At 35.8% G+C, this 23073-nt stretch carries 20 protein-coding genes and 3 tRNA genes; 9 read left to right on the top strand and 14 right to left on the bottom strand.

Going from position 1 to position 23073, the window contains the following annotated elements; all coding sequences use genetic code 11:
• Positions 1-149: 149 nt before the first annotated feature.
• The 3 genes from HHU12_RS22240 to HHU12_RS22230 form a co-directional block, all read right to left on the bottom strand.
• Positions 150-221: transfer RNA gene (locus HHU12_RS22240), tRNA-Glu, on the bottom strand.
• Between the two features lie 32 nt (positions 222-253).
• A tRNA-Glu gene (locus HHU12_RS22235) sits at positions 254-325 on the bottom strand.
• A gap of 32 nt (positions 326-357) precedes the next feature.
• Positions 358-429 (bottom strand) — tRNA-Glu (locus HHU12_RS22230).
• A 150-nt stretch (positions 430-579) separates the two neighbouring features.
• On the opposite strand from HHU12_RS22230, the gene HHU12_RS22225 reads away from it, so the two are divergent.
• The 3 genes from HHU12_RS22225 to HHU12_RS22215 all read left to right on the top strand — a co-directional run bounded on the left by HHU12_RS22225 (position 580) and on the right by HHU12_RS22215 (position 3242).
• Positions 580-1344 carry a TIGR02757 family protein gene (locus tag HHU12_RS22225; RefSeq protein WP_169658942.1) on the top strand — a complete coding sequence of 255 codons (765 nt, stop codon included), beginning with the start codon at positions 580-582 and terminating at the stop codon, positions 1342-1344.
• A 164-nt stretch (positions 1345-1508) separates the two neighbouring features.
• The gene (locus HHU12_RS22220; RefSeq protein ID WP_169658941.1) at positions 1509-1907 is read left to right on the top strand and encodes a c-type cytochrome; all 399 of its coding nucleotides are present in this window, start codon (positions 1509-1511) and stop codon (positions 1905-1907) included.
• Between the two features lie 168 nt (positions 1908-2075).
• Positions 2076-3242, top strand: coding sequence for an AIR synthase related protein (locus tag HHU12_RS22215; RefSeq protein ID WP_044210748.1), 1167 nt, complete (start codon positions 2076-2078; stop codon positions 3240-3242).
• A 142-nt stretch (positions 3243-3384) separates the two neighbouring features.
• On the opposite strand, the gene HHU12_RS22210 is transcribed toward HHU12_RS22215, so the two are convergent.
• Positions 3385-3549 carry a DUF5522 domain-containing protein gene (locus tag HHU12_RS22210; RefSeq protein ID WP_169658940.1) on the bottom strand — a complete coding sequence of 55 codons (165 nt, stop codon included), beginning with the start codon at positions 3547-3549 and terminating at the stop codon, positions 3385-3387.
• Between the two features lie 538 nt (positions 3550-4087).
• On the opposite strand from HHU12_RS22210, the gene HHU12_RS35090 reads away from it, so the two are divergent.
• Positions 4088-4426: a hypothetical protein gene (locus HHU12_RS35090; RefSeq protein ID WP_062620173.1), complete on the top strand. Its 339-nt coding sequence runs from the start codon at positions 4088-4090 to the stop codon at positions 4424-4426.
• Positions 4427-4576: 150 nt separating this feature from the next.
• Here HHU12_RS35090 and HHU12_RS22200 read toward each other — a convergent pair whose 3' ends face one another.
• Positions 4577-5221, bottom strand: coding sequence for a glucosaminidase domain-containing protein (locus tag HHU12_RS22200; RefSeq protein WP_169658939.1), 645 nt, complete (start codon positions 5219-5221; stop codon positions 4577-4579).
• 611 nt (positions 5222-5832) lie between these two features.
• Between HHU12_RS22200 and HHU12_RS22195 the strand changes: the two genes are divergently transcribed.
• Genes HHU12_RS22195 through HHU12_RS22180 form a run of 4 tightly spaced genes read left to right on the top strand, consistent with a single transcriptional unit; the run spans position 5833 to position 10665 of the window.
• Complete coding sequence (locus tag HHU12_RS22195; RefSeq protein WP_169658938.1) at positions 5833-6738, top strand: hypothetical protein; 906 nt, start codon at positions 5833-5835, stop codon at positions 6736-6738.
• A 24-nt stretch (positions 6739-6762) separates the two neighbouring features.
• Positions 6763-7626, top strand: coding sequence for a BadF/BadG/BcrA/BcrD ATPase family protein (locus HHU12_RS22190; RefSeq protein ID WP_169658943.1), 864 nt, complete (start codon positions 6763-6765; stop codon positions 7624-7626).
• 47 nt (positions 7627-7673) lie between these two features.
• The gene (locus HHU12_RS22185; RefSeq protein WP_169658937.1) at positions 7674-9218 is read left to right on the top strand and encodes a glycoside hydrolase family 10 protein; all 1545 of its coding nucleotides are present in this window, start codon (positions 7674-7676) and stop codon (positions 9216-9218) included.
• A gap of 16 nt (positions 9219-9234) precedes the next feature.
• A complete protein-coding gene (locus HHU12_RS22180; protein ID WP_169658936.1) occupies positions 9235-10665 on the top strand; it encodes an MFS transporter in 1431 nt (476 codons plus the stop codon).
• Positions 10666-10790: 125 nt separating this feature from the next.
• On the opposite strand, the gene HHU12_RS22175 is transcribed toward HHU12_RS22180, so the two are convergent.
• From HHU12_RS22175 to thrC, 5 genes are all read right to left on the bottom strand, one after another.
• Complete coding sequence (locus HHU12_RS22175; RefSeq protein WP_169658935.1) at positions 10791-12188, bottom strand: TolC family protein; 1398 nt, start codon at positions 12186-12188, stop codon at positions 10791-10793.
• A gap of 14 nt (positions 12189-12202) precedes the next feature.
• Positions 12203-13324, bottom strand: coding sequence for an HlyD family secretion protein (locus tag HHU12_RS22170; protein ID WP_169658934.1), 1122 nt, complete (start codon positions 13322-13324; stop codon positions 12203-12205).
• Between the two features lie 39 nt (positions 13325-13363).
• Positions 13364-13762 carry a DUF3302 domain-containing protein gene (locus HHU12_RS22165; RefSeq protein ID WP_169658933.1) on the bottom strand — a complete coding sequence of 133 codons (399 nt, stop codon included), beginning with the start codon at positions 13760-13762 and terminating at the stop codon, positions 13364-13366.
• A gap of 433 nt (positions 13763-14195) precedes the next feature.
• Positions 14196-15191 carry a helix-turn-helix domain-containing protein gene (locus HHU12_RS22160; RefSeq protein ID WP_169658932.1) on the bottom strand — a complete coding sequence of 332 codons (996 nt, stop codon included), beginning with the start codon at positions 15189-15191 and terminating at the stop codon, positions 14196-14198.
• 165 nt (positions 15192-15356) lie between these two features.
• Complete coding sequence (gene thrC / locus HHU12_RS22155) at positions 15357-16682, bottom strand: threonine synthase (protein ID WP_169658931.1); 1326 nt, start codon at positions 16680-16682, stop codon at positions 15357-15359.
• A 225-nt stretch (positions 16683-16907) separates the two neighbouring features.
• On the opposite strand from thrC, the gene HHU12_RS22150 reads away from it, so the two are divergent.
• Positions 16908-19142 (top strand): caspase family protein, encoded by a 2235-nt coding sequence (locus HHU12_RS22150; RefSeq protein WP_169658930.1) that lies wholly within the window; start codon positions 16908-16910, stop codon positions 19140-19142.
• 402 nt (positions 19143-19544) lie between these two features.
• Here HHU12_RS22150 and HHU12_RS22145 read toward each other — a convergent pair whose 3' ends face one another.
• The 4 genes from HHU12_RS22145 to HHU12_RS22130 form a co-directional block, all read right to left on the bottom strand.
• The gene (locus tag HHU12_RS22145; RefSeq protein ID WP_240971071.1) at positions 19545-20312 is read right to left on the bottom strand and encodes an IS5 family transposase; all 768 of its coding nucleotides are present in this window, start codon (positions 20310-20312) and stop codon (positions 19545-19547) included.
• Positions 20313-20457: 145 nt separating this feature from the next.
• Complete coding sequence (locus HHU12_RS22140) at positions 20458-21414, bottom strand: Kelch repeat-containing protein (protein ID WP_169658928.1); 957 nt, start codon at positions 21412-21414, stop codon at positions 20458-20460.
• A 187-nt stretch (positions 21415-21601) separates the two neighbouring features.
• A complete protein-coding gene (locus HHU12_RS22135; RefSeq protein WP_169658927.1) occupies positions 21602-22000 on the bottom strand; it encodes a nucleoside 2-deoxyribosyltransferase in 399 nt (132 codons plus the stop codon).
• 120 nt (positions 22001-22120) lie between these two features.
• A complete protein-coding gene (locus HHU12_RS22130) occupies positions 22121-23008 on the bottom strand; it encodes a hypothetical protein (RefSeq protein WP_169658926.1) in 888 nt (295 codons plus the stop codon).
• Between the last annotated feature and the right edge of the window lie 65 nt (positions 23009-23073).

The following is a 23073-nucleotide window of genomic DNA, read 5'->3' as shown; positions in this document are numbered from 1 at the left end:
AATAAATCGTCATTCATAAGAATACAAAGGTAGCAACATTATGGTCTTTGCCCAACTTTTGGTGCTGACCCACTTTAAGTTATTGTAAAGAAGAGTTTTTTAAAAATTGGGCAAAAAAAAATCCTGTCTCATTTCTGAAACAGGATCTGTACTCCGTACGGGATTCGAACCCGTGCTACCAGGATGAAAACCTGGCGTCCTAACCCCTAGACGAACGGAGCGGGGTATTGATTTTGAGTCTCAATCAGACTTGTACTCCGTACGGGATTCGAACCCGTGCTACCAGGATGAAAACCTGGCGTCCTAACCCCTAGACGAACGGAGCGGGGTATTGATTTTGAGTCTCAATCAGACTTGTACTCCGTACGGGATTCGAACCCGTGCTACCAGGATGAAAACCTGGCGTCCTAACCCCTAGACGAACGGAGCAACTGTTTTTTGCGAGTGCAAAGGTATTTGAAAACCCTATTCACTCCAAACGTTTTTCAAAAAAAAAGAAGAAATATTACAATCATTAAGAAAAAAAGGTGATTTAGGGCTATTTTTCGGGGTCTAAACACTCAAAAATATAATTTTGACATGTACGAACTTCTTGAAAACAGTTACGAAAAATATAATCAGCCTAATTTTATTCCAGATGATCCTATCTGCATCCCTCACTCTTTTTCAAAAAAAGAGGATATTGAAATCATGGGATTCTGGGCGGCCGTATTAGCTTGGGGGCAAAGAAAAACCATCATCAACAAGTGCAAAGAGCTAGTGACTTTGATGGACAATGCTCCTCATGACTTTATTATCAATCATACAGAAAGTGATTTAAAACCTTTTCTGAATTTCAAGCACCGTACCTTCAATGATGTGGATACATTGTATTTCCTTTCTTTCTTCCAAAAGCATTATCAAAAACACAATTCACTAGAGGATGCTTTTCTGATTGGTTATTCTGAAAAAGATGAAAATGTAGAGCACTCCCTTATCGCCTTTCATGATTATTTCTTTGAAGACGAAGATGCCCCTCAGCGTACTAGGAAGCATATTGCTACGCCTGCTAGAAAGTCGGCTTGTAAAAGAATCAATATGTTTTTGAGATGGATGGTCAGGAAAGATGATCAAGGCGTAGATTTTGGAATTTGGAATACCATTCAGCCTCATCAGCTGATCTGTCCTTTGGATGTTCATGTGGAAAGAGTGAGCAGAAAGTTGAAGTTATTGACCCGAAAACAATCCGATTGGAAAGCGGCAGTGGAGCTGACTGAAAATTTAAAAAAGATTGATCAAAATGACCCTGTGAAATATGATTTCGCGTTATTTGGGTTGGGTTTAGAAAAGTTTGCGTCTTCTTAGAAAATACTTTTCAATTCATTCAAAAAGCCCATTTTTCAAGAAGAAAATAGAATACTAACCCCTTAAAATTCTTCTCAGAATATTGATAATTATCACTTGCGGTAATTGTAAAAAAGAGTACATTTGAATTATAATTGTAAAATTAACACCTAAAGATATTCATCATGAAAAAAATTACACTATACCTATCATTATTAGCTGCCATAACCTTATTTTCATTTATAGATTATAACCCATTACAAGAAAGTATTAAAAGAGGTCAAGGAGTATATATGGTCAACTGTATGCATTGTCATTTAGAGCAAGGACAAGGAATTGAGCCACAGGTTCCCCCATTATCAGGCATTAAATATTTAGTTGAAAATAAGCATCAAGCTATTCGTCAGGTATTACATGGTTTAGAAGAACCAATCACGATCAATGGAGTGACGTATACAGGTGCAATGCCTGAACAAGGGGCATTGTCAGACCAAGAAGCAGCTGATGTTTTGAATTATATTAGAAACTCTTGGGGAAATAATGCACCGATAATCACTGCCGATGATGTGGCAATGGAGCGTTAATACGTTAAAAATATCAACTAAAGTCAACGGTATGACTTATTTTCTTACACAAAACATTTAATAATCCCCGCAAAAAGTATAATTTTGCGCCATCAGCCCATTCCCATTGAATATTAAAATAATAACAGGGTATGGGCTTTTCATTTTCATTACAACCTATTGAATCTCATGCAAGAGCGATATGCACAGCGCGGTGTTTCCGCCTCAAAAGAGGACATTCACAATGCCATCAAGCAATTAGATAAAGGCTTATTTCCAAAAGCATTCTGTAAAATCGTTCCTGATATTCTAACAGGCGATTCAGATTACTGTGCAATCATGCACGCTGATGGTGCGGGTACTAAATCATCTTTGGCTTATTTATACTGGAAAGAAACGGGCGATATGTCGGTTTGGAAAGGTATAGCTCAAGATGCAATCATCATGAACACGGATGACCTGCTTTGCGTTGGTGCAACAGGCAGTACACTTTTATCTTCTACAATTGGTAGAAACAAAAACCTTATTCCGGGTGAGGTTATCTCTGAGTTAATCAACGGAACGGAAGAAGTATTACAAATGCTTCGTGACAACGGTTTTGATATTCACAGTACTGGCGGTGAAACTGCAGACGTTGGAGATCTAGTGAGAACAGTTATTGTAGACAGTACAGTAACTACAAGAATGAGACGTGACGAAGTAATCGACAACAGCAACATCCAAGGTGGTGATGTGATTGTAGGTTTAGCTTCTTACGGTCAAGCAACTTATGAATCTGAATACAACGGCGGTATGGGAAGTAACGGTCTTACTTCTGCTCGTCACGATGTATTTGCAAAATATTTAGCAGAGAAATACCCTGAAAGCTTCGACCCTCAAGTTCCAAATGACTTGATCTACTCGGGTACGCAAAAGCTTACAGATGCCATTGCAGACTTGACTTTGGATGCTGGTAAATTGGTATTGTCTCCTACAAGAACTTATGCTCCAATCATCAAAAAGGTATTGGACGAGTTAAGACCAGAAATTCACGGTATGGTTCACTGTAGCGGTGGTGCTCAAACGAAAGTATTGCACTTCGTGGACAATGTACATGTTGTAAAAGACAACTTATTCCCTATCCCTCCACTTTTCGAAATGATTCACAAGAACAGTGGTACAGATTGGAGCGAAATGTACAAGGTATTTAACATGGGTCATCGTATGGAAATCTATGTTGCTCCTGAACATGCTCAGACAATCATCGATATCTCGAAGTCATTCAATGTAGATGCTCAAATCGTTGGTCGTGTAGAAACAAAAGAAGGAAGTAAGTCATTAGACATTCACTCTCCTTACGGAACATATTCTTACTAATAAATGAAGAATGTAGAATTAACAATGAAGAATGACCTTGCTTCATTTTCCATTGTTAATTCTTAACTTCCTATTAGAAAAGAAAAAGGATTGATTAAACTTAAACATTTAATCAATCCTTTTTTTATTGTTTCCAACCTGATTAAAACACCGAGGTTTTCTGCTTTTTCTTTTTGAATCCCCAAGGGCAGTGTTTGCACTGATTCTTACAGCAATATCCCCTTTTCAAGTGATACTCCTTTGTGAAAACATATAAGCCGTTTTCAATGTAATAATCTTTCCCTTCTTCGAGAGGAGTTTTACTCATACCTTTAAATTTATTTTTTGTGCAAGTTACTAAACTTAAGAGCACGGACTTTCAAAATACGCAACATATTTGAGAATACAATAAAAATGGGGTCAACTTTTCATGAAATCTGATTTAGGAAAAATCCAAACCCACCTGCCCTATCCTATTACAAAGAGGCGTTCACCTTCAAAAAGTGCATTTCTCCTTTTTTTTTCTTAAATTATATGTAAGTGCTTGGCACTCTAGTTACTTATCTATTTTTATCATCGACGTGCAAGCTCTAGACGGGAGACTGTGCGTTTTTTTATTTTCTAGCTTATATGTTTATTGAAATCAGCACCCATGCCTATAATGCGATGTCCAAAAGATGTCGTCATTGGCGAAAAAGAGATTATCTAAACATCGTGTACCAGGCGTATAAATCAGAGAGCTATGGTTCACACTGCCGAAGAGATAAAAGGAAGTACAAATCGTACATTTTTATCTTCGAGGACACCCGTCTCATTACCGTGTACCGGTCTAGAAAAAAGTCAAAAAACTACGTAAACAGAGCCTCATGAAGCATTTTATCAAACCCCGCGTTACGGCCACTGCCCAAGGAGACAGTTATGAATTTAATGTTTCCATCCGCGCTAATTCAGAATTTGAATTAGGTGTATGTGCTCAACTCATTCAACGCATGAAAGACATCTTGATCAAAGATGAGATTCAGCGCAAAGGTCTGAAAGATCTTTACCAATTTGCTACTGAGGAAGATGAAAGAAATTTCTATGAAATCGTAGAGATGAACATCTGGGATGATCTCCTTGCACAAGGAGAAGTTGTCCGCGACCTTGGACGCAGAGGGTATAAAGATATGGACGGCACAATTAACTCTATTCTTAAACCCGAGTAACGTTATTTGAAAAAAATCGAGAAATTATCAGATAACGAAAATTTAACACAGAAATTTGTTCCACCCTTTAAATAACAACAGGAGATCTTACAATTCGTAGGATCTCCTGTTTCGTATAATTTCGATATGTTAGGTCAAAAGGGTCAGCTTCTAATACCCTGAAGGTAAACAGAAGCGGATGTGTTGTGCTTCTACGCTACTAATTGATGCTACAGATTGAAGTTCTTCTGATCTTCTCGCTAGAGCCTCTTCTTCACGTAAATAATCTACAACAGGAGATACAAATCTCTCCATTACCGCAGTTACCAATTGCTGGTACTTTGGGTTTGTTGCATATCCACCTTTCGCAATTGATTCGATTTGCATGTTTGGATCTAAGGTCTCAAACAATCCGTTCTTGCGGTAAGTGTGGAAACTAGTTAGCACTTTGCAATAATCCTCCACCGCTTGTTCTAAAGACGTATATACTCTATAGCGTCTGAAACGTTGCTCCCCGTTGTCGTAAACTAATTTACTTCTAGTAGGGTTTGTGGATGCAATGTTGAAAATTCTGAAGTCTTTTCTCAGTTCCCAACCTTGCTCAGCTATTGCTTGGGATATAGCCACTTTTGTATTGATGCCGTATTTTCTACAGATTGGATCGAAAGCTTTATATAAAGTTCTTATATAATCTTCTCTCTTTATTGTATCCGTATCCTTTACACTTGTAATAGAATTATTTGAAGATGCTACTGCAAAATCAGTAATTCCTATACTTAATACAAACGCGGTTAAAATAAGTAAAAACTTTCTCATTAAAAGTTTATTTCGTAAAAAGATCAAGTGTCCGTCTGACGCTTGTGCTGATTATCAGCGAGTTATTCTAATAATTATCGTTTATTAAAATATTGGATGCAAATATAACATACTCTTGTAATATAATCATAACGCTTTAACACTTATTTGCAACCTTATTTTTATACAAAACAAATCTTTTATTGCACTATTCTAAGGTTACATCATTTAAAGCATATAAAATTGCATTTTACATAGTACGATAAGCAGTTTTATAAGTTTCATTTCAAGGTTTTGAAGCAAAAAAAATCGAGTTTTATTATTAAATTTGTGTAACAAATAAGGGATTCATGTCCATTTTTTAGTTAATCACCTCATTAACAGTACTAATTACACTAATTTAATCAGGTGAAAAGGGAGTATAATGGAAGTAAATTTCGGTACTTATTTTTTTAATTTTTATTTTGAATACAAGTTGAAAATCACAATATTATAACTCGACTTAAAGTACATGATTCCTTGGAGGATGTTAATCGCATTCTCTATAAAATTCAGGAAACTTATCTAAGCTTAATTCAGTTAAATTTCCTCTTTATCTGTCATATTAATATTTATTGTTCGCGAAACAGTCAATGAGAAATAATACAAATGGTTTCAAAGAAGAACTCGTTCAACAAAAAAGTTGGGTAAGAGTGGGAGTCATAGGACTACTGGTCTGTGGGGTGCTTGGTGTATATGCAGCTTTTTCTGGCGCTGACGGTTCAAAACATCAAAGAATGCGAATCAATGAGTTAGAAAAGAAAAATGCTCAAATTGAAGCTGAAAGTGGTGCTTACCTTTCTAAAATAAAACATCAGAATGATCGTATCCTCGACCTGAAAGATGATATTCTCCGATTAGAAAAACGATTGAATGAAAGAGAAGCGGAACTCAACACTAATGATCAGAAGCTGGATATGAAGCAAGGGTCTATCCGATCATTAGAAACGAGAATATCGGAACTAAAAGATGATAAATTCCGTCTCCAAAGAAATATTGATGAAAATAACCGCGTGATTCAGGATATGAGTCAACGTGCTAAAGAACATAATGAACTGCTGAAAAGTACACAGCAACAGCTTGCTGAAACACAGGAGTCGCTGGAAAAAGCACAAGCTAAACATGTGCAGTCTTTAAAAGAACAGAAACTGGCAGAGCAATCTGAAATTGCAGCGCAGGAAGCATTGAGAAAGCAAAAAGAATTAACAAATAACTTGATGCAGGAACTTGCTCAAACTAGAGGTGAACTTAACTCTGCCGTACTTAATGCAAATGATAAAGACCTTCAGCTTCAGCTGGCACAGCAAAAGGAATTGCAACAGCAACAAATTCAGCTGAAAGAAAAACAATTGGAAACACAGGCCAATACTGATATTTATAAGATTATGGCCGCTACAAGTATTGTACTCGTCATTGCTCTGATCATTTTTGTGGTTTTTGCACTTCAAAGAAATGGTACTGACTTGATGATCTTCCAAAAATCTCAGGATAAAGATTAAACTTTTTTCAACTTAAATCATTCCATTATTTTTCAATTAATAGCAGACAGCGGATCAACTAAAACAGACTGGACTTTACTGAATGTTTCAGAAAAAAAAGTAGTCTCCACCTTCAAATCAGCAGGGTACAATCCCCTTTTCTGGGATAAAGAAGAGCTGAGCAAAGCATTTCAACAAGACCTGAATGCTTTACAGGAAACTATTGAAATCAATGAAATAGAGAAGGTGTTTTTCTATGGTGCTGGATGCAGTACTGAGGAAAGACAATTGAAAGTCAAAAATGCATTGTCTGTTATATTGCCTGCCACTGATATTACTATTGATACAGATTTAATGGGTGCTGCCAGGGGTTTGCTGGGTAAACAGTCTGGTGTTGCTGCAATTCTAGGTACAGGTGCCAACTCCTGCCTGTATAGACAAGAACAAATTATTGAAAAGCCGATTTCATTGGGGTATATGCTGAGTGATTTTGGAAGTGGCGCCACTTTAGGTCTCGCTTTCCTCCAAAAACTCTTGACTACTCAGCTGTCTATGGAAACGATCAGTCACTTCATAGATACTTTTAATCTGACTACTGAAGACATATTAGAAGCACTTTATAAAAAGAAAAACCCTAATACCTTCTGTGCTTCTTTTGCTCCTTTTATTATAGAACATCATCAACATGATGAACGACTAAAAGCATTGATACTGGAACAGTTTCATCAATTTATTCAATATTACATCCTCCCCTTTTTCAATAAGAATACAACCCAAGTAAAAATCACTGGCTCTATTGCTCATCATTTCTCTCCTTTACTTCTACAGGCATTTGAAAATTGTGAATTAGAAGCCCCTGAAATTATTCAATCGCCTACAGAAGGATTAATTCAATATCATTTGTCGTAGTAGTTAAATGCTGTATCTTCATGGCTTAATTGATTTTACCGACAGACATGAAGCATTTTTTACAACTTCAACTTTTTTTTATTACTCTTTTATGTACTTGTTCTAATCTTATAGCTCAAAGTAACAGAGAGTTTCGTGGTGTATGGATTGCCACGGTAAACAACATTGATTTCCCTGCCCCTAACCTTACAACTACGGAAGAACAAAGAGAAGATTACGTCCGTTATCTTGACAAAATTCAAGAACTTGGTTTCAACACTGTTATTGTTCAAGTAAGACCCGTTTCTGATACTTTTTACCCATCATCATACGAACCTTGGAGTAAATACCTTACTGGAAAGCAAGGCAAGGCACCTTCCCCCTATTTCAATCCGCTTCAATTTATGATTGAGGAAGCACATAAAAGAAATTTGGATTTTCACGGCTGGTTCAATCCTTATAGAGTGACAATGAATGCCGATACGACAGCTTTAGCACCCGGACATCCATTTTTCCATCACAGAGAATGGTTTGTAAAATATGGCAATAAATACTATTTCGATCCAGGACACCCTGAAGGACGAAAATTTGTATTAGAAGCTATTATGGAAGTGGCAAGACATTACAATCTTGATGGCATTCACTTTGATGACTATTTCTACCCTTACAAAATCCAAGGTAAAGAGTTTCCTGATGAAGAGTCATTTCAAAAATATGGCAGTCAGTTCCAAGACAAAGACGCCTGGCGAAGAGATAATGTAGATTACTTTGTGCAAAGCTTATCTATGCAACTGAAAGCAGAACGACCTGATATTCAATTTGGCATCAGTCCTTTTGGTGTATGGAGAAATAATAATGTAGATCCGAAAGGTTCCAATACAAGAGCCGGTATCACAAATTATGATGACCTGCACGCTGATATTGTAAAATGGATGAAAAGAGGATGGATTGATTATGTGATTCCTCAAGTGTACTGGCACAGAAAATTAGGTGCAGCCCCTTATGAGGAAGTGGTGATGTGGTGGAACAATAACTGCTACAATACCAATTTATACATCGGTCAAGCACTATATAAAGTAGGTACTAAGTGGGAAGATCCTAAGGAGATTTCGGAACAGATGTACATCAATAGAAAATATGACAAAGTAAAAGGAAATGCTTTCTTCAGTGCGAAGTACCTGTTTGAAGACCCTATGAATGTGACGACTTCCATCAAGGTCAATTATAAAAACTATGTCCTTCCTCCTTCTGTGACAACTAAAGAACTGGAAGCTCCTTCAAAAGTAAGAATTACTGGAAGTGACGGGCACGTTGACCGTGGGGTTACGTTGCAATGGGAAGACAGAGATAGAGGATCAGACATCAAAAAATATGTAATCTACCGCTATGAGGAGGGTGGATTTGGGCATTTGGATGGCAAGTATATTCATGCTATCGTAAAGAAAGAACCTTATAAAACGCAGGTTTATGTGGACCGTGACCTTCAAAAAGGAAAAAAATATACTTACATTGTTACAGCATTGGATGGCAATTATAATGAAAGCGGTATAAGCAATGCGATTATGCTTAAGGCAGGAAACTTTTTCTCCAAAAAAGTTAAAGTACTTCACTAATTAAACTACTCTACACATGCAGAAGGAAAGAAACCCATGGCAGTGGCTCCCTACTCTTTATTTTGTGGAAGGCCTTCCCTACACGATAGTGATGACAGTGGCAGTCATTATGTATAAAAACTTAAATATCAGTAATGCTGAAATTGCTCTTTATACATCATGGTTGTATTTACCTTGGGTGATCAAACCTATTTGGAGTCCGGTAGTGGATGTAGTCCGCACAAAGAAATGGTGGATTTACATGATGCAATTAGTGATTGGAGGAGCGTTCGCTGCTGTTGCTTTCACCTTGCCAATGGATAACTTTTTCCAGTACTCTCTAGCTGCCTTCTGGATTGTCGCCCTAACATCTGCCACTAATGATATTGCCACAGATGGTTTTTATATGATCGGTCTTCGAGATGATCAACAAGCATTTTTTGTCGGTATCAGAAGTACATTTTACAGACTTGCAATGTGGGTAGGTCAAGGTGGAATTGTGTACTTGACAGGACACTTTTATAAAACCTATCAAAATTATACGACTATTTGGAGTACAACCTTTTTGGTACTTGGTGCATGCATGGCTGGATTTAGTTTATTGCATAAATTTATTTTACCTAACACCGAAACTTTAAGGTCAGAAAAAGAACAACAAAGAGGATTAAAAGAGGTTGCTATTATCATCAGTCAGATTTGTATCATTGGTCTTGGCGGTTTCTTGATCAATAAGTTCATGAACATCGATACTACTTGGACCTATCTCGTATTGGGTATTTTAGTAATCATCTACACTTATTTCGATTTAAAGAAAAAAGCGAAAACACAGCCTCAAATCCTTAACTCTCCTATCCTCACTTTCTTTAATAAAAAAGGGATCAAACTTTCTATTAGTTTTATCTTATTATACCGCTTAGGTGAAGCTCAATTGGTAAAAATTGCTACACCGTTTTTGTTGGATGATAGAGAGGTAGGTGGTATCGGATTAACCAATGAAGATTTCGGTATTCTATATGGAACTATTGGCCTTGCTTGTTTAGTAATTGGTGGAATATTAGGAGGGATTGCTATCTACAGAAAAGGACTGAAGTTCTGGGTACTTCCTATGGTCCTTTCCATCAACCTACCCAACCTTGGTTATTGGCTTTTGGCTTCTTTCACTCCTGAAGGGCTTCTCTTCCCAGGTATTGTAATTGCTATTGAGCAGTTTTTCTATGGATTTGGATTCACTGCACTAATGATGTACATGCTTTATATATCACAAGGAGAAAATAAAACAGCACATTATGCGGTCTGCACAGGTCTGATGGCTTTCGGTATGATGGTTCCGGGCATGCCTTCAGGCTATATTCAAGAGTTTTTAGGGTATAGCAATTTCTTCCTTTGGGTCGTTATTTCAGGAATACCGGCTATTGGCTTTTGTCTGAAACTGAAAATTGATCCTAAATTTGGATTAAATCAGAAGTAATAAGAGCATGTTTGAAACATCTCTTTCAGTAAATATATATATTCCAAACATGCTCAAAAAAAGCTCCGCATCAAAAGACACGGAGCTTTTCTACACAAAATGTGCATTACAAATTATTCATCCTATTAATTTTTCGCAATGTAATCACCACCTAAAGCTAAATAAAGATTGATCCTCTGCGAGATCTTCTCATACTTCAGGTTCAACTGATTCGTCGCTTCGTTCAATAGTTGCAACTGCTTCTGTAATAGGGTAAACATATTTTCATTACCAATTTTATATTGCAATTCTGACAATTGGTAAGTACGTTCTAAGTTTTCCAATGCAATCGTAGATTGAGTAAATCTTCCTTCTACCGCATTGATACCGTTCAAGCTTGTCTCCACTTCACTTAATGCCGTCAAGTAAGATTTCGCATAATATAAAACGGCTTGTTTCTGTGCTTCGTTTTGAATTTCAATATTCGATTTGATCGCTCCCCAAGTGAAAATTGGTGTCACTAAATTGGCTCCAACTGTCACCAGTGGATTTGACAAACCAAATAATGCTTGAGTAGTTGAATTCACAGCTCCAAAAGAAGAGTTTAAACTCACTTTAGGCCAACGTGCTGCTTTAGCAACTTCAGTATTATAAAATGCCATTTGTACTGCATATTGGCTTATCATAATATCAGGACGATTTTCCAACATGCTCATTGGCAAGTTTTCTGGTACTTCAGTAGCAAGTTCTGGAAGTGATGAAGCTACTTCAATTTCACCCTTTGGATATCTACCAATCAATAACTCAATTGATCTTTTAGTATCTTTTTCAATCTGCTCTAGCTTCACTAAAGTTTCTCTGAACTTTGCTTCCTGAGCATTCATCTGCAATACATCTGATTCCTTGGCAACACCAATTTTCAATCTTGCTTCATTCAAGGTTGCCATCTCAGACGTAGCCTCAATAGCCTGATTTACTAATTCTTTTTGCTGGTTAATAAATACAGAAGTGTACCATGCTTTGGCAATTGTAGCCGCTAATACCTGCTCTAATTTCTGCTTACCATATTCAGCAGAATAGATCATGGTTTCAGTCCCTTTTTTCGCATAACGAAGTTTCCCCCAAAGATCCACTTCCCATGACATATTGACCATACCATAACCAATAGTTTGATTACCACCATTGAAGTTGTAGCCATTTTGAGCACCTGCACCAATCATCGGCAACAGTCTTGAATTTGCTATTTTCAATGCAGCATTTGCTTGCTCAATTCTTGAAGCGGCAACATTGATATCAGCATTAAAACGATACCCTTCAGCAATGATAGAATCCAACTCAGCTGTTTCCCATTCTTTGGCCCAGCCTAAATCAATGTTAGCAGAGTCAATTTCTTGAAATACCCAGTCATTTGGAATCTGCATATTTTCCAATGCTTGGTTATCTTCTTTTATCTCATCAGATGTGGGAGCATCTTTGAGGTTCAGACATCCACTAAGTACCATTGAGGCACTTAGTGAGATGATTATTTTTTTATATAACTGCATAATGAAGGTCTATTTTAGTGAGCTTTCAAAATCAAGTAGTTCACTTTAGCTGAAAGACGAATCATTACTTTACGTACAATATAGAAAGGTTGCATTGTAGAAGTATAAACTGCTACTGATCCATTGGCACCCATTGGGATATTATAATCCTCTTCCGTAGAGAATTTCACCAAATACTTTCCTCTTTTCTGTAAGTTTTGATCGATTTCCGGTACTCTACCGCTTGGCAATAACTGACCTCTGCTTGATGCCCAAACAACAGACTCTACTTTTGCTGGAATAATTTCACCAGGACGAGTAACGAAAGTAAGATCTACTTCATTCCCTTCTTGAATTTTATGCAACTCATTTTGATCAAATGAAGCTATGATATTCTGACGGCCTTCTACCAATGACATTAAGTCTGTAAGAGGAAGAGCCATTGCACCAGGACGTAATTGTAAATTGACTACAGTAGCATTAATTGGAGCTTTTACGATTGTCTGCTCCAAGTTCCATTTTGCTTGCTCTAACTTCGCTTCCAACTCTGCAACAGATACTTGCTGACCATTGTATTCCGCTGTGATGTTAGCCAAAATCGAAGCTTCTTGTGCTTTGATTTGAGCCAATTGAGCTTCCAATTGCTTTACATTGTTCTGAGCTTGTTGTAAATCGAATTTGTTACCTGCATTTGCATCAACTAGCTCCTGGAATTGACGTTCACGCGTTCTTTGTAATTCCAATTGAGCTTCTACTGCTCTTCTGCTTGCTTTTAAAGCATCTACATTTTTATACTGAACGCTAACTGAAGCTTCTGCTTTTTTAATAGAAGCATTCAATCCTTCAATTTGAGCTAAGAAAGGAGCTTGTTCGATGATAAATAAAGTATCACCCTTGTTTACTCTAGAGTTTTCCTGTACTAAAACATCTTGCACACGACCACGAACATTGGCCTTAATCTGAACGGTTTTATTATACACCCTTACATCATCTGATGAAGGCATGAGTACGTTCATTGCTAAGATCAAGAAAGAAACTCCAATTACTGGAATAATGAAAACGATGATTTTTGAAGTGGTGTTCCAGGCTAGTAATTTAAATTTGATAAATACCAACCATACAATAAGACAATAAACAATTAATATTAAATCTACCATGATTATTGATTTTATAAGATTTTGAAGATTAGGCTTTGATTAAGCTACGTCTGTTTTTTTAATTTCTGAAGATTCGTCTGTATCTGAATTCTCACCAAAGGCTTGCTTTTCAGTGACATGAATTTGATATGGATTTGAATAAGCCCAAATCAACGCGATTGGCCATAGCATTCCTCCCATAACCAAAGAAAGTAAACACATAATGTGAATTGAATCTGCTTGAGGATGATTTCTCTTTTTAGCAATTTGTTCAGGGATCACATGAATTTTCCAGAATACAATTGCTCCTACAATAGGAACAACACTAATTACTACCCAAGCCATAATATCAGCAAAGGCATTTACTTTATCAGGACTAACCATAGCAAATGCAGAAGTAGGCATTGTCACCAATACATACATCAGGAATAAAAACGAAAAGGTAATTTTCTTTTTCATCTCAAGTAAGGATTTTATTAGGTATCTATTTTGTATTACCTCATCACTGGAGGTCGTTTTAAAGCTTTTGTTTGAAGTAGATAATTTTGATCTGTTATACACAATCGTTCAATTATCGATTATGATCATTTTATGACAAGTGTAAAATTAGGCTCAAACAACTCTTTGAAAACGTGCAACTTATTTAATTGACACGTCAAATATAGTTTATGGTTTAACAATTTAATTATTTGAAAATCCATTTATAATTATGCGATTGTTCTTTTCAATATTGTTCACACTTAAACAAACTTATTAATGATAATTATCACCGAAAACAGGAGAATTAGATAAAAAGTGAGATGTTTTTTTGTGCTAAGACAGAGGAAAAGATTAAATAATAAATTGATGTAGGGTAATTATTTTCTAAAAAAACAGGATAAAACAGCCTTATTTAAAGCATTTCTGTGTTATAGCCTTTTCTAAATTGTACTGGAGTCACACCAAACTCTTTTTTAAATCTATTGGTAAAATGCGGTATAGATTGATAGCCCACTTGGATCGAAATCTCAGAAATAGGCAAATCAGTTGTTAATAGTAAGGACTTCGCTTTAGATAAACGCAAATGTTTTATGTAATCATACATCGAATATTTAAAATAGGACTTAAACAAAGTATGTAACTTCGTCTTAGAGTAACCTATTCTTTTGCACAACATTTCAATGCTTATTTCTTTGTCTAGGTTACTTTTTATAAACTCCTCCAAGTCATCTAACTCAATTTGAACTTCTCTAGAAAAAGTAAATTTTTTAACGTTAGAAGAAGATACTTGTAATTGATTTAGAATATCAGCGACAATAATCAATACAAGTCCTTTATAAACAGGTGTCTTTATTTCATCTGGGTATTCTGTAAACATCAATTCCTCTAAAGATTTCTGATGCTTCAATGTATAAGATTGCTTTGCTAAATAAGACCTGCTCGTTTTCAAGCCAACATCAACATTGGGATATTGATCAATAAAATCTTTATAGTTTCGTTTCAACCAATCTAATCCCACATGAAGTTCAATAAACATTCTAGGTTTATCCACCGGAAAACGCCCAATCATAGTTGAATTATCAGAATAGATCAATACTTGTCTTTCTTCATTTAAAACTTCTTGTGGATGTTCTACGAAAACTGTGCCCTCTGGAAAACCTTGAAAAGAAAAACTAATAATGAGCGTCTGCTTGTTTTTTCTAGCTTGCTCCTTGAATAAGATTTCTTGATTTAATGTGAAATTGATACTTCTAACCTGTATTCCTTCTTCCACATTATAACAACTGAAAGTCCCTTTACCTACCTCATTATCAAAAGTAAAACTATCGGCTCCCTCTTGAAGGTCTGTTTTTAAAGACTTTGCTATTGTTTCCAGCCATGTATCTCTGTTGGTAATTTCTACTAGCATTGTGACAATGAAATAAGGATTAGGTATTCTGGTACTAAGTACCAAGACAGAATTAATTATCAATTATTTTTGGCTTAGTACTTAAAACAAAAAAGGTGAAAAGTAATTGAAATAACTACTTTTCACCTTATCTATTTAGAAGAAGAATGTGATGTATTCTTCTGATTAGCTCTTTACAAGTTCTGTTTCAGCCATCAAGTATTTCTTGAACTGTTTGAAATCAGCTGGCATTAACGTTGCCTCTTTCGGTCTGTCAATGATTTCTTGTAAACGTTGAGGAATTTCGATTTTCTTGTTGATTACTGGCTCAACAATTTCTACGAATTTTACTGGATGTGCAGTAGATAAGAAAACACCTGCTGTCTTTTTACCTAAATCATTTCCATCCATATATTCCTTCAAGGCTTTGTAAGCAATTGCTGTATGAGGACACATTACATATTGTGTTTGGTCATACACTTCTTTCATTGTTGCCTCAGTGTCATCGTCACTGTACCAAGCACCTGAAATTCTCTTTATCAATTTCTCATAAGAATTTCCTGTCAATTCTAATAAACGAGGAAAGTTAGAAGGGTTTCCAACGTCCATTGCATTTGAAATTGTTGAAATCGAAGTCTTCGGTTGGAATACTTCTGTTTTCAAGTAAACAGGAACTACTTTATTTGAGTTGGTTGCTGCAATAAAGTTTTCAACCTTCAATCCCATTCTGTTAGCAATCAATCCACCACAAAGGTTACCGAAGTTACCACTAGGTGTACAGAATACTACTTTCTTAAAGCCTTCTCTCTTCAATTGTGCAAAAGCATTGAAGTAGTAGAATGACTGAGGGATCAAACGGCTAATGTTGATTGAGTTGGCAGAAGTAAGGTTCAACGCCTCACTCAATTCCGGATCAAGGAACGCTTCTTTTACCAAACGCTGACAGTCATCAAAAGTACCTTCAATCTCAACAGCTTTGATGTTTCCACCATTTGTTGTCAATTGTTGCTCTTGAATAGGACTTACTTTTCCTTGAGGATAAAGAATGGTCACTTGAATACCTTCCACACCAAAGAAACCTTGTGCTACTGCACTACCAGTATCACCTGATGTTGCTACTAAAATGTGTAGATTTTCACCTTTGTCTAAGAAATACGACATCAAACGAGCCATAAATCTTGCACCGAAATCTTTAAATGCTAAAGTAGGACCATGGAATAATTCAAGTGAGTAAATTTGATCTACTACTTTCACGATTGGTGCGTCAAAGTTAACGGCATCATCTACAATCTTGCGAATTTCTTCTGAAGGAACATCTCCACCTAATATTGTGTTTGTCACTTCATACGCAATGTCTTGAAATGATAAATTCTCAATATTATCAAAGAATTCTTGAGGTAATTTCGCAATTGTCTCAGGCATATATAGACCATTGTCTTCTGGTAGCCCTTTGAAGAGTGCTTTTTTTAAACTAGCCTCTTCCGCTTGTCGTTTAGTACTATAATAGATCATCTTACTTCTTCTTTTCGTTCTCGCATCACATTGATATATCCGTAAAAGATAATCGTGTTTTATTGAAAATATTACAAGCAAATATAGTCATTTAATAAAATATTTCAATAAAATAAGTGATTTACATTTGTTTTTATAATGATTTAATAATAATCGATGTTATATATTTTAGTATTTTTGATAAATATTACAAACAAAACCTATTCTGTTGTATTCCTTTTTTTTATGAAGAAAACAATTTTACTCGCCATCATTGCCTTCGCTTGTCTTTTACAGGATGCAAGTGCCAAAAAAATTGCACTTGTAATTGGTATTGATAAATATGTACCCGATACCCCTACTGGTGAAACATTAACTTGGAGAAACCTTAATGGTGCTGTTAGAGATGCTAACGCAATGTCTAATGTACTGAAGTGTAAGTATCAGTTTGATGTAATCAAAGTATTAGACACTCCAGAAGAAACTACTACAAAAGGACTGAAAGAAGCTTTTAAATGGCTTCAAAGTAATACAAGTGCCAATGATGTCGTCTTTTTCTATTATGCAGGACATGGTTCTCAAGTGGAAAACAGCCGACACTTTGAAGCAGATAAGACACAGGAATGTATTGTACCGTCTGATGCATATAAAGGAAAGCAGAATTATATTCTTGATACAGAGATTAATGCCTTTTTACTTTCTCTGACTAATAAAAAAGCATTAGTGACGGCAATTTTCGACAGTTGTCATAGTGGCTCTGTAAGTAGAAATGCCATTACTGCAGAAACTCCGGTTACAAGAAGCTTGAATCATAAATTTCCTGATATCAAAACTTCTGTTCCTAAAACTATCCCTCCGGCAACAAGAGGAGCATTAATTATCTCTGCGGCTCAGAATAATGAAACCGCTTCTGAAACGGTCAACACAGAAGGACTTCCTCAAGGTGCTTTCACTGATGCATTTCTTCAAGCCATCAATGCTTCACCTTCTGTTGAAAACGTAGCGACATTGGAAAAAAGAATTCGCTCTTTATTAAGATTCAATGGTAAAGTACAGACTCCTACTTTTGAAGGACAGGAAGGTCGTATGAATAAAGCTTTATTTGGTGAGAATGTAGCGACTTCTGATAATCCTTTATTATTTGTAGAAAAAGTAAACAGTTCTTCAGGAGAAGTAAAGCTACTAGGTGGTGCTGCTTTGAAAATCACGAAAGGAACGACACTTAAAAATGATAAAGGAATTGAACTTGAAATTTCTACTTTAGACGGTATGACTTCTTCTTATGCTAAAGTAACAAGTGGAAGTTTAAGCAGTATTAAAGAAGGAGATGCTTTTGAAATAAAAGTTTGGGCACATGCAAATCACCCTAACTTGGTAGTGTATGCTTCAAAGAGTTCGTTAAGTGATATTCAGATCACCAGTATCGGGCATGACCTACAGTCCTTAAAAGGTGCTAACTTCACTTTTGTAAAACCTTGGGAAGTAGGTACTCATACGCTAGCGTTCAATGAAAGTACTTCTCAGTGGATTGTTTCAAATACTTGCGGTCAACAGAAAGTGATTCCAAACCCTAATCCAGCAGTAGTAAAGAAAGCTGTAAGTGGCTTAGTCTGCGATGGCAATAAAAGTGTAAAACTTTTCGTCAACCTACCTTTATCAACAGATAAGTATAAATTACTTGAAGGTGAATTTGAGGAATCCGCTACCAAACTATCGAAGAATAGTATTGAGGCTTCCTATATCTTGGGTGGTTTCTATGAAGAGGGAAAATTAAAATATGCATGGACTTTACAGTCTGCCAATGCTCAAAGTGAAGAGACAAAAACGCTTCCTACGTTTGCAGACCCAGTTAGTGTAAATAGTCAGTCGTTCAAATACAACTTGACTGATCAAGCTCAAAAAATTGGGACGATCAAAAAATGGATGACTTTAAGATCTCCGGCAAGTATGGCTTTCCCTTACAAATTGTGTCTTCAGGACTTGGATAACGGAAGTGTTATTGACGGCGGTAAAATTTATGAAGGACAGAATATGCGTTTAGCTTTCCAGAAAGACCCTGCCCTTTTTGCCCGCTGGAAGAAAAGAAATATGTTCTTGTATGTATTTATGATTGACAATGATGGGCAAATGCAACTTCTACTGCCTTTTGATTTCTCAGATAATAAATCTGATAATATTCTTGAGGGATATGAAAAGGATGTAGTGCCAGTTGATCTTGAAGGAAACTATATTGAATTTACGGTTGAAGGTACCGGAGTAGATAAAATGTTTGTTTTAGCTTCAGAAGAGGCCATCCCAAATCCAGAACAATTGTTTAATGTAAATGGTGTTCGTTCTACAAGGTCAGGTGTAGGCGGAGATCCTTTGGTTAATCTCCTCAACAGTATCAATACCAATACAAGAGGGCTTTCGATGAAAGAAAGAAAAGTAAAAGCAGTTTGGAGTATCAGTTCAGTTACTTTTGAGAGTAGTTTAAGGTAACGAAACACAGCACAAACTAAAAAAGCACAGATCTCTTTAAAAGGTCTGTGCTTTTTCTTTAGATTAAAACTTTGAGTTAAATCTGATCAATACTTTTGATGACCTATCGTAAGGACTCAAAAACACCTTATAGATAAACCATAAGATCATTAAGTAGATAGTCTTTCGCATGATAAAAATTGGTTTGCTTCACAATAAAGTTTCATCATCTATAATATACTAAATATAACATGAAAGGCCTTCGAAATGTTTTAGAAAGTTAGTTGTGTCTTATTATTCATTGGGTTATTTAAATTGAATTAAAATTATTGAAACTCAATTCAAACTCTTCTTTATCAATACAATACGACCATAACTGACATTTTCGAAATAAAAAAAGTCAATAAGAGCATGTTTGAAACCTTAAGAGTCAATTCTTGCTAACATCATATTTATAAATGCAAGAGATATAAAAGCTTCGGATGAAGCTGGGTCTCTCTCGTAATCCTTTGATAACCTTCTATATCCGTTTAACCAAGCAAAAGATCGTTCTACTTGCCATCGATGGTTTTCGGGAACAAAACCTCTGTCTTTTGAAGGAGGAGACTGAGTTGTGTCAACTTTCCAATCAAAGTACTTTGCGGATTTCTTAAAAGTACCTCCATAAGCTTTATCCGCTCTAATCACCTCTAATCGACTACTCACAGATTCAACTTGACTAAGCAATTCTAAACCAGCATGGCCATCGTGCTCGTTAGCTGGTCCTACATATACTGCGAACAAACGCCCACCACAATCTACAGCTATATGCCTTTTTCGACCATTAATTTTTTTATTTCCATCAACACCCCTGGCGACATTCAACATAGGAGCAAGCTTTATACTCTGACTGTCGACTGCTATTAATGAAGGTTCCAATTCTCTATGACTCAGCCCTCTATCAAGAATAGATAATTCACACATAATCAGCTTTAACGTTCCATCTTTTTTCCATTTACTAAAGTAATAATAGACACTTTGCCAATTAGGGAAACGGCTATCAAGATTACGCCATTGACTACCTGTTCGCGTGATATTAAGGATAGCATTCATTACCATCCTCAAACATAGTTTGCGAGGTTTATTGTTTTCTAAGAATACTTCTATAACTTTCCATTGGAGGTCGGTCAAATCATTGTATTTGCTTTGCATAATTTTCTTGGTTTTTGGTCGAACCTAAAATTATGTAACGATCTCCATTCTTTATGAAATTAATAAAAAACTATATCTCCTTATTTCAAACACGCTCTAAGATATCTTCTACCTTATTGACCTTCTGAAACAATACAATGAAATTTTACATCTCCAATTTCTGTAAACTGCTCAATGCTTTACCTGTAGTGGATTTTATTCCACCGAAAATATAAAGTTCATTATTGATATAAGCACAACCGCCATGACGGCTAACCTTCATATTTGAATTATACTCAATATATATTTTATTGATAGGATCTATAGAAGCCAAGTAACTTTCTTCATTGTAATTTCCTACAATCCAGATTTTACCATCGATAACAGCAGTAGCGTGTGCTGAAACCTCTACCGGTAAATCAAAAACATGTCCCCATTTATCTGAAGAGATATCATAAACATCCACACTATTGGAAGCCTTTTTTCCATTATAACCGCCAATAGTATAAAGTTTTCCATCAATGATTTCACCTTTCGTACTTTTCTTTTCAGGCATATTGGCTAACTTCTCCCATGTATTAGTTTTGGGATCATATCTTTTTAAAGTCTTTGAATAAAATGTTTTATCATATGATCCTCCAAAGATATAAATCTGACCTCCCCATACTGCAGAACCGCAACTTGCTGTTGGTGAAGATTGATCTAGTCCTTTTGAAAACTTTCCTGTCTTTAAATCATAAATGATCACCTTGGAATTCACTTTTCCACCTTTAGTCACTCCACCGATAACATATAATTTGTCTTCATTGATAGAAAGAGAGGCATACTGCAAAGGTGTCAGTTTTTTAGAAAGCTCTTCCCAACTGTTGTCTTCTGGATTATAACGCTCAATTGTACTTACAAATTCTTTATTTTCAGTTACGCCAGAAGCCATATAAATATAATTGGCGTCATTGGTATACCCAAAACTCAATCTTGGAGAAAGTAACTGATTTTGATCTTTAAACTCCAGTACCTGACCTTTTTTTGAGGATAATGTATTATGATTTGTATGAGCTAATTGAGCCACCGCAAGCATTGAGGACAGAAGGTAATAAAGTAATAAAGTAAGCCGCTTTCTCATGTAATTTTGAATTTTGTATTGCTCGTAATTCTATCTTTTGTAGTAGAAAAATCTATAAACTAAGAGTATTAATAGTACAATATAGAAAAAACCCGATCTAAAAACATGAAACAAGTTCAATAAATTATTCAGATCGGATTTTCACATATCAAACTTCATGCTCTATTCACAGATTCACTAAAAGCGTCTACTGTTCTTGAAATAGTTTTGAAAAAAGGGCTTTGATTTCCTCTTTCTGATCATATTTATAAGTTTCGATTTCTTTACAGCCTGAAATCATTGCCGAAGTTTTTTCTGTTCTATGGAAACAATAAATCGGCTTTTTCATCTCCAAACCTCTACCAATCTCATACCCGACACCTAATGAAGGGACAGTCACTTCTGCAATTATTATATCTGATGCAGTCAGCCAAGCCATATCCTGATTGTGAATTTGTTCATCAGTGATTTCCTCTTCTTGAAGATCCATTTGGCCAATATGTTCTGTCAATACCTCTCCGTATTGCTTTAGTTCTTCAATAATTTGGGCATAAAGTTCGGCATCTTCTCTGCCACCTCTGATTGAACCTGAAAAATATATCTTCATCTTATTTATCTATAAATTAAAAGCAGTAAACCCAAAGTTAGAACCTCATTCTATACTTAGGATTTACTGCTTAAATCTACATTTATCTTTCTAAATTAAATAGGCTTTTAATCTATTTTACTACTTACTCTCCACCGGAACATTCAATTGATTATTGTAATTGATGGTGTTCAATAAAAAGAAAGCCCAATTCTGCTCACTGTATTTACTCACCGACGCTTCATTCCCTTTCTTTAGGTTGCTTACCAATTCAGCATTCTCATAAACCGACGACGCATATTCACCATTGGATTGTTTATATGACTTTTGAGAAATATGAATCACTTCGTCAGTGGTGTTATTTTTCACATAGTAAGCATCAGGTACAAATTCCATCACTGCCCCTTTGTAACGATATCCTTGCTCTTTGATATCCAAATTAACCTTTACTTGAGTCGGTTTTGACTGAGGATCAAAATATAAAGTCACTTGATTACAGCCCATACATTCATAGTTCACAGCCTGCAATAAAACTTCTTTTTCTTTCTTCCCTTTTTTGATCTTTATTTTCTCAAAATAGGTTACTTGATTTTGAGCAAATCCTAACTTCTTTACTCCAGAAATATCTTTATCGCCAACATAGTTGATGGATTTATGTTGATTAGAAAGCTGTTCTACCGAAATAGTTTTTTCTCCTGTCAGAATAATGGATTTAATGTCTTCCAACTTCAATTTCACTTTATCTCCAGTCAGCTGATCTTTCACATGAATCACTGTAATCAAGTTATTTGTTCCACCTTGAATAAACTTGACGGTACCATAAATATAATCTTCATTTTCAGTCAGTACAGATACAGGTGAAGATAGTTTGATTTGATCCAGATCATTGATCACTGACGGCATATCCTTTGGCAAAAAAGGATAAGTTGGATTCTTTCTGGAAAGGTCGATTTCTACTGGAATCAGTTGGGCATTTGCAGTAGAAGACATGAACAGTAAAAAAGCGATGTATAATAACAAATCTCTCATTTTGGTTTTTGTTTTAGTAATTGTAAGATGAGTTTTAATAATGATTTAAAACGCCTCTATTACAT

The organism is Flammeovirga aprica JL-4, assembly GCF_012844305.1.
GTDB classification, from domain to species: Bacteria; Bacteroidota; Bacteroidia; order Cytophagales; family Flammeovirgaceae; genus Flammeovirga; species Flammeovirga aprica.
The sequence above is the reverse complement of the archived record's forward strand: the minus strand, read 5'-3'. Positions and strand labels throughout refer to the sequence as shown.

Bases quoted from the DNA above. Each gene is read 5' to 3' on its own strand.
- HHU12_RS22210 (WP_169658940.1), bottom strand. From the start codon at position 3,549: ATGAGTAAAACTCCTCTCGAAGAAGGGAAAGATTATTACATTGAAAAC.
- HHU12_RS22160 (WP_169658932.1), bottom strand. From the start codon at position 15,191: ATGCTAGTAGAAATTACCAACAGAGATACATGGCTGGAAACAATAGCA.
- HHU12_RS22170 (WP_169658934.1), bottom strand. From the start codon at position 13,324: ATGGTAGATTTAATATTAATTGTTTATTGTCTTATTGTATGGTTGGTA.
- HHU12_RS22145 (WP_240971071.1), bottom strand. From the start codon at position 20,312: ATGCAAAGCAAATACAATGATTTGACCGACCTCCAATGGAAAGTTATA.
- HHU12_RS22165 (WP_169658933.1), bottom strand. From the start codon at position 13,762: ATGAAAAAGAAAATTACCTTTTCGTTTTTATTCCTGATGTATGTATTG.
- HHU12_RS22200 (WP_169658939.1), bottom strand. From the start codon at position 5,221: ATGAGAAAGTTTTTACTTATTTTAACCGCGTTTGTATTAAGTATAGGA.
- HHU12_RS22150 (WP_169658930.1), top strand. From the start codon at position 16,908: ATGAAGAAAACAATTTTACTCGCCATCATTGCCTTCGCTTGTCTTTTA.
- HHU12_RS22220 (WP_169658941.1), top strand. From the start codon at position 1,509: ATGAAAAAAATTACACTATACCTATCATTATTAGCTGCCATAACCTTA.
- HHU12_RS22130 (WP_169658926.1), bottom strand. From the start codon at position 23,008: ATGAGAGATTTGTTATTATACATCGCTTTTTTACTGTTCATGTCTTCT.
- HHU12_RS22195 (WP_169658938.1), top strand. From the start codon at position 5,833: ATGAGAAATAATACAAATGGTTTCAAAGAAGAACTCGTTCAACAAAAA.
- HHU12_RS22135 (WP_169658927.1), bottom strand. From the start codon at position 22,000: ATGAAGATATATTTTTCAGGTTCAATCAGAGGTGGCAGAGAAGATGCC.
- HHU12_RS22175 (WP_169658935.1), bottom strand. From the start codon at position 12,188: ATGCAGTTATATAAAAAAATAATCATCTCACTAAGTGCCTCAATGGTA.
- thrC (WP_169658931.1), bottom strand. From the start codon at position 16,682: ATGATCTATTATAGTACTAAACGACAAGCGGAAGAGGCTAGTTTAAAA.
- HHU12_RS35090 (WP_062620173.1), top strand. From the start codon at position 4,088: ATGAAGCATTTTATCAAACCCCGCGTTACGGCCACTGCCCAAGGAGAC.
- HHU12_RS22185 (WP_169658937.1), top strand. From the start codon at position 7,674: ATGAAGCATTTTTTACAACTTCAACTTTTTTTTATTACTCTTTTATGT.
- HHU12_RS22225 (WP_169658942.1), top strand. From the start codon at position 580: ATGTACGAACTTCTTGAAAACAGTTACGAAAAATATAATCAGCCTAAT.
- HHU12_RS22215 (WP_044210748.1), top strand. From the start codon at position 2,076: ATGCAAGAGCGATATGCACAGCGCGGTGTTTCCGCCTCAAAAGAGGAC.
- HHU12_RS22180 (WP_169658936.1), top strand. From the start codon at position 9,235: ATGCAGAAGGAAAGAAACCCATGGCAGTGGCTCCCTACTCTTTATTTT.
- HHU12_RS22140 (WP_169658928.1), bottom strand. From the start codon at position 21,414: ATGAGAAAGCGGCTTACTTTATTACTTTATTACCTTCTGTCCTCAATG.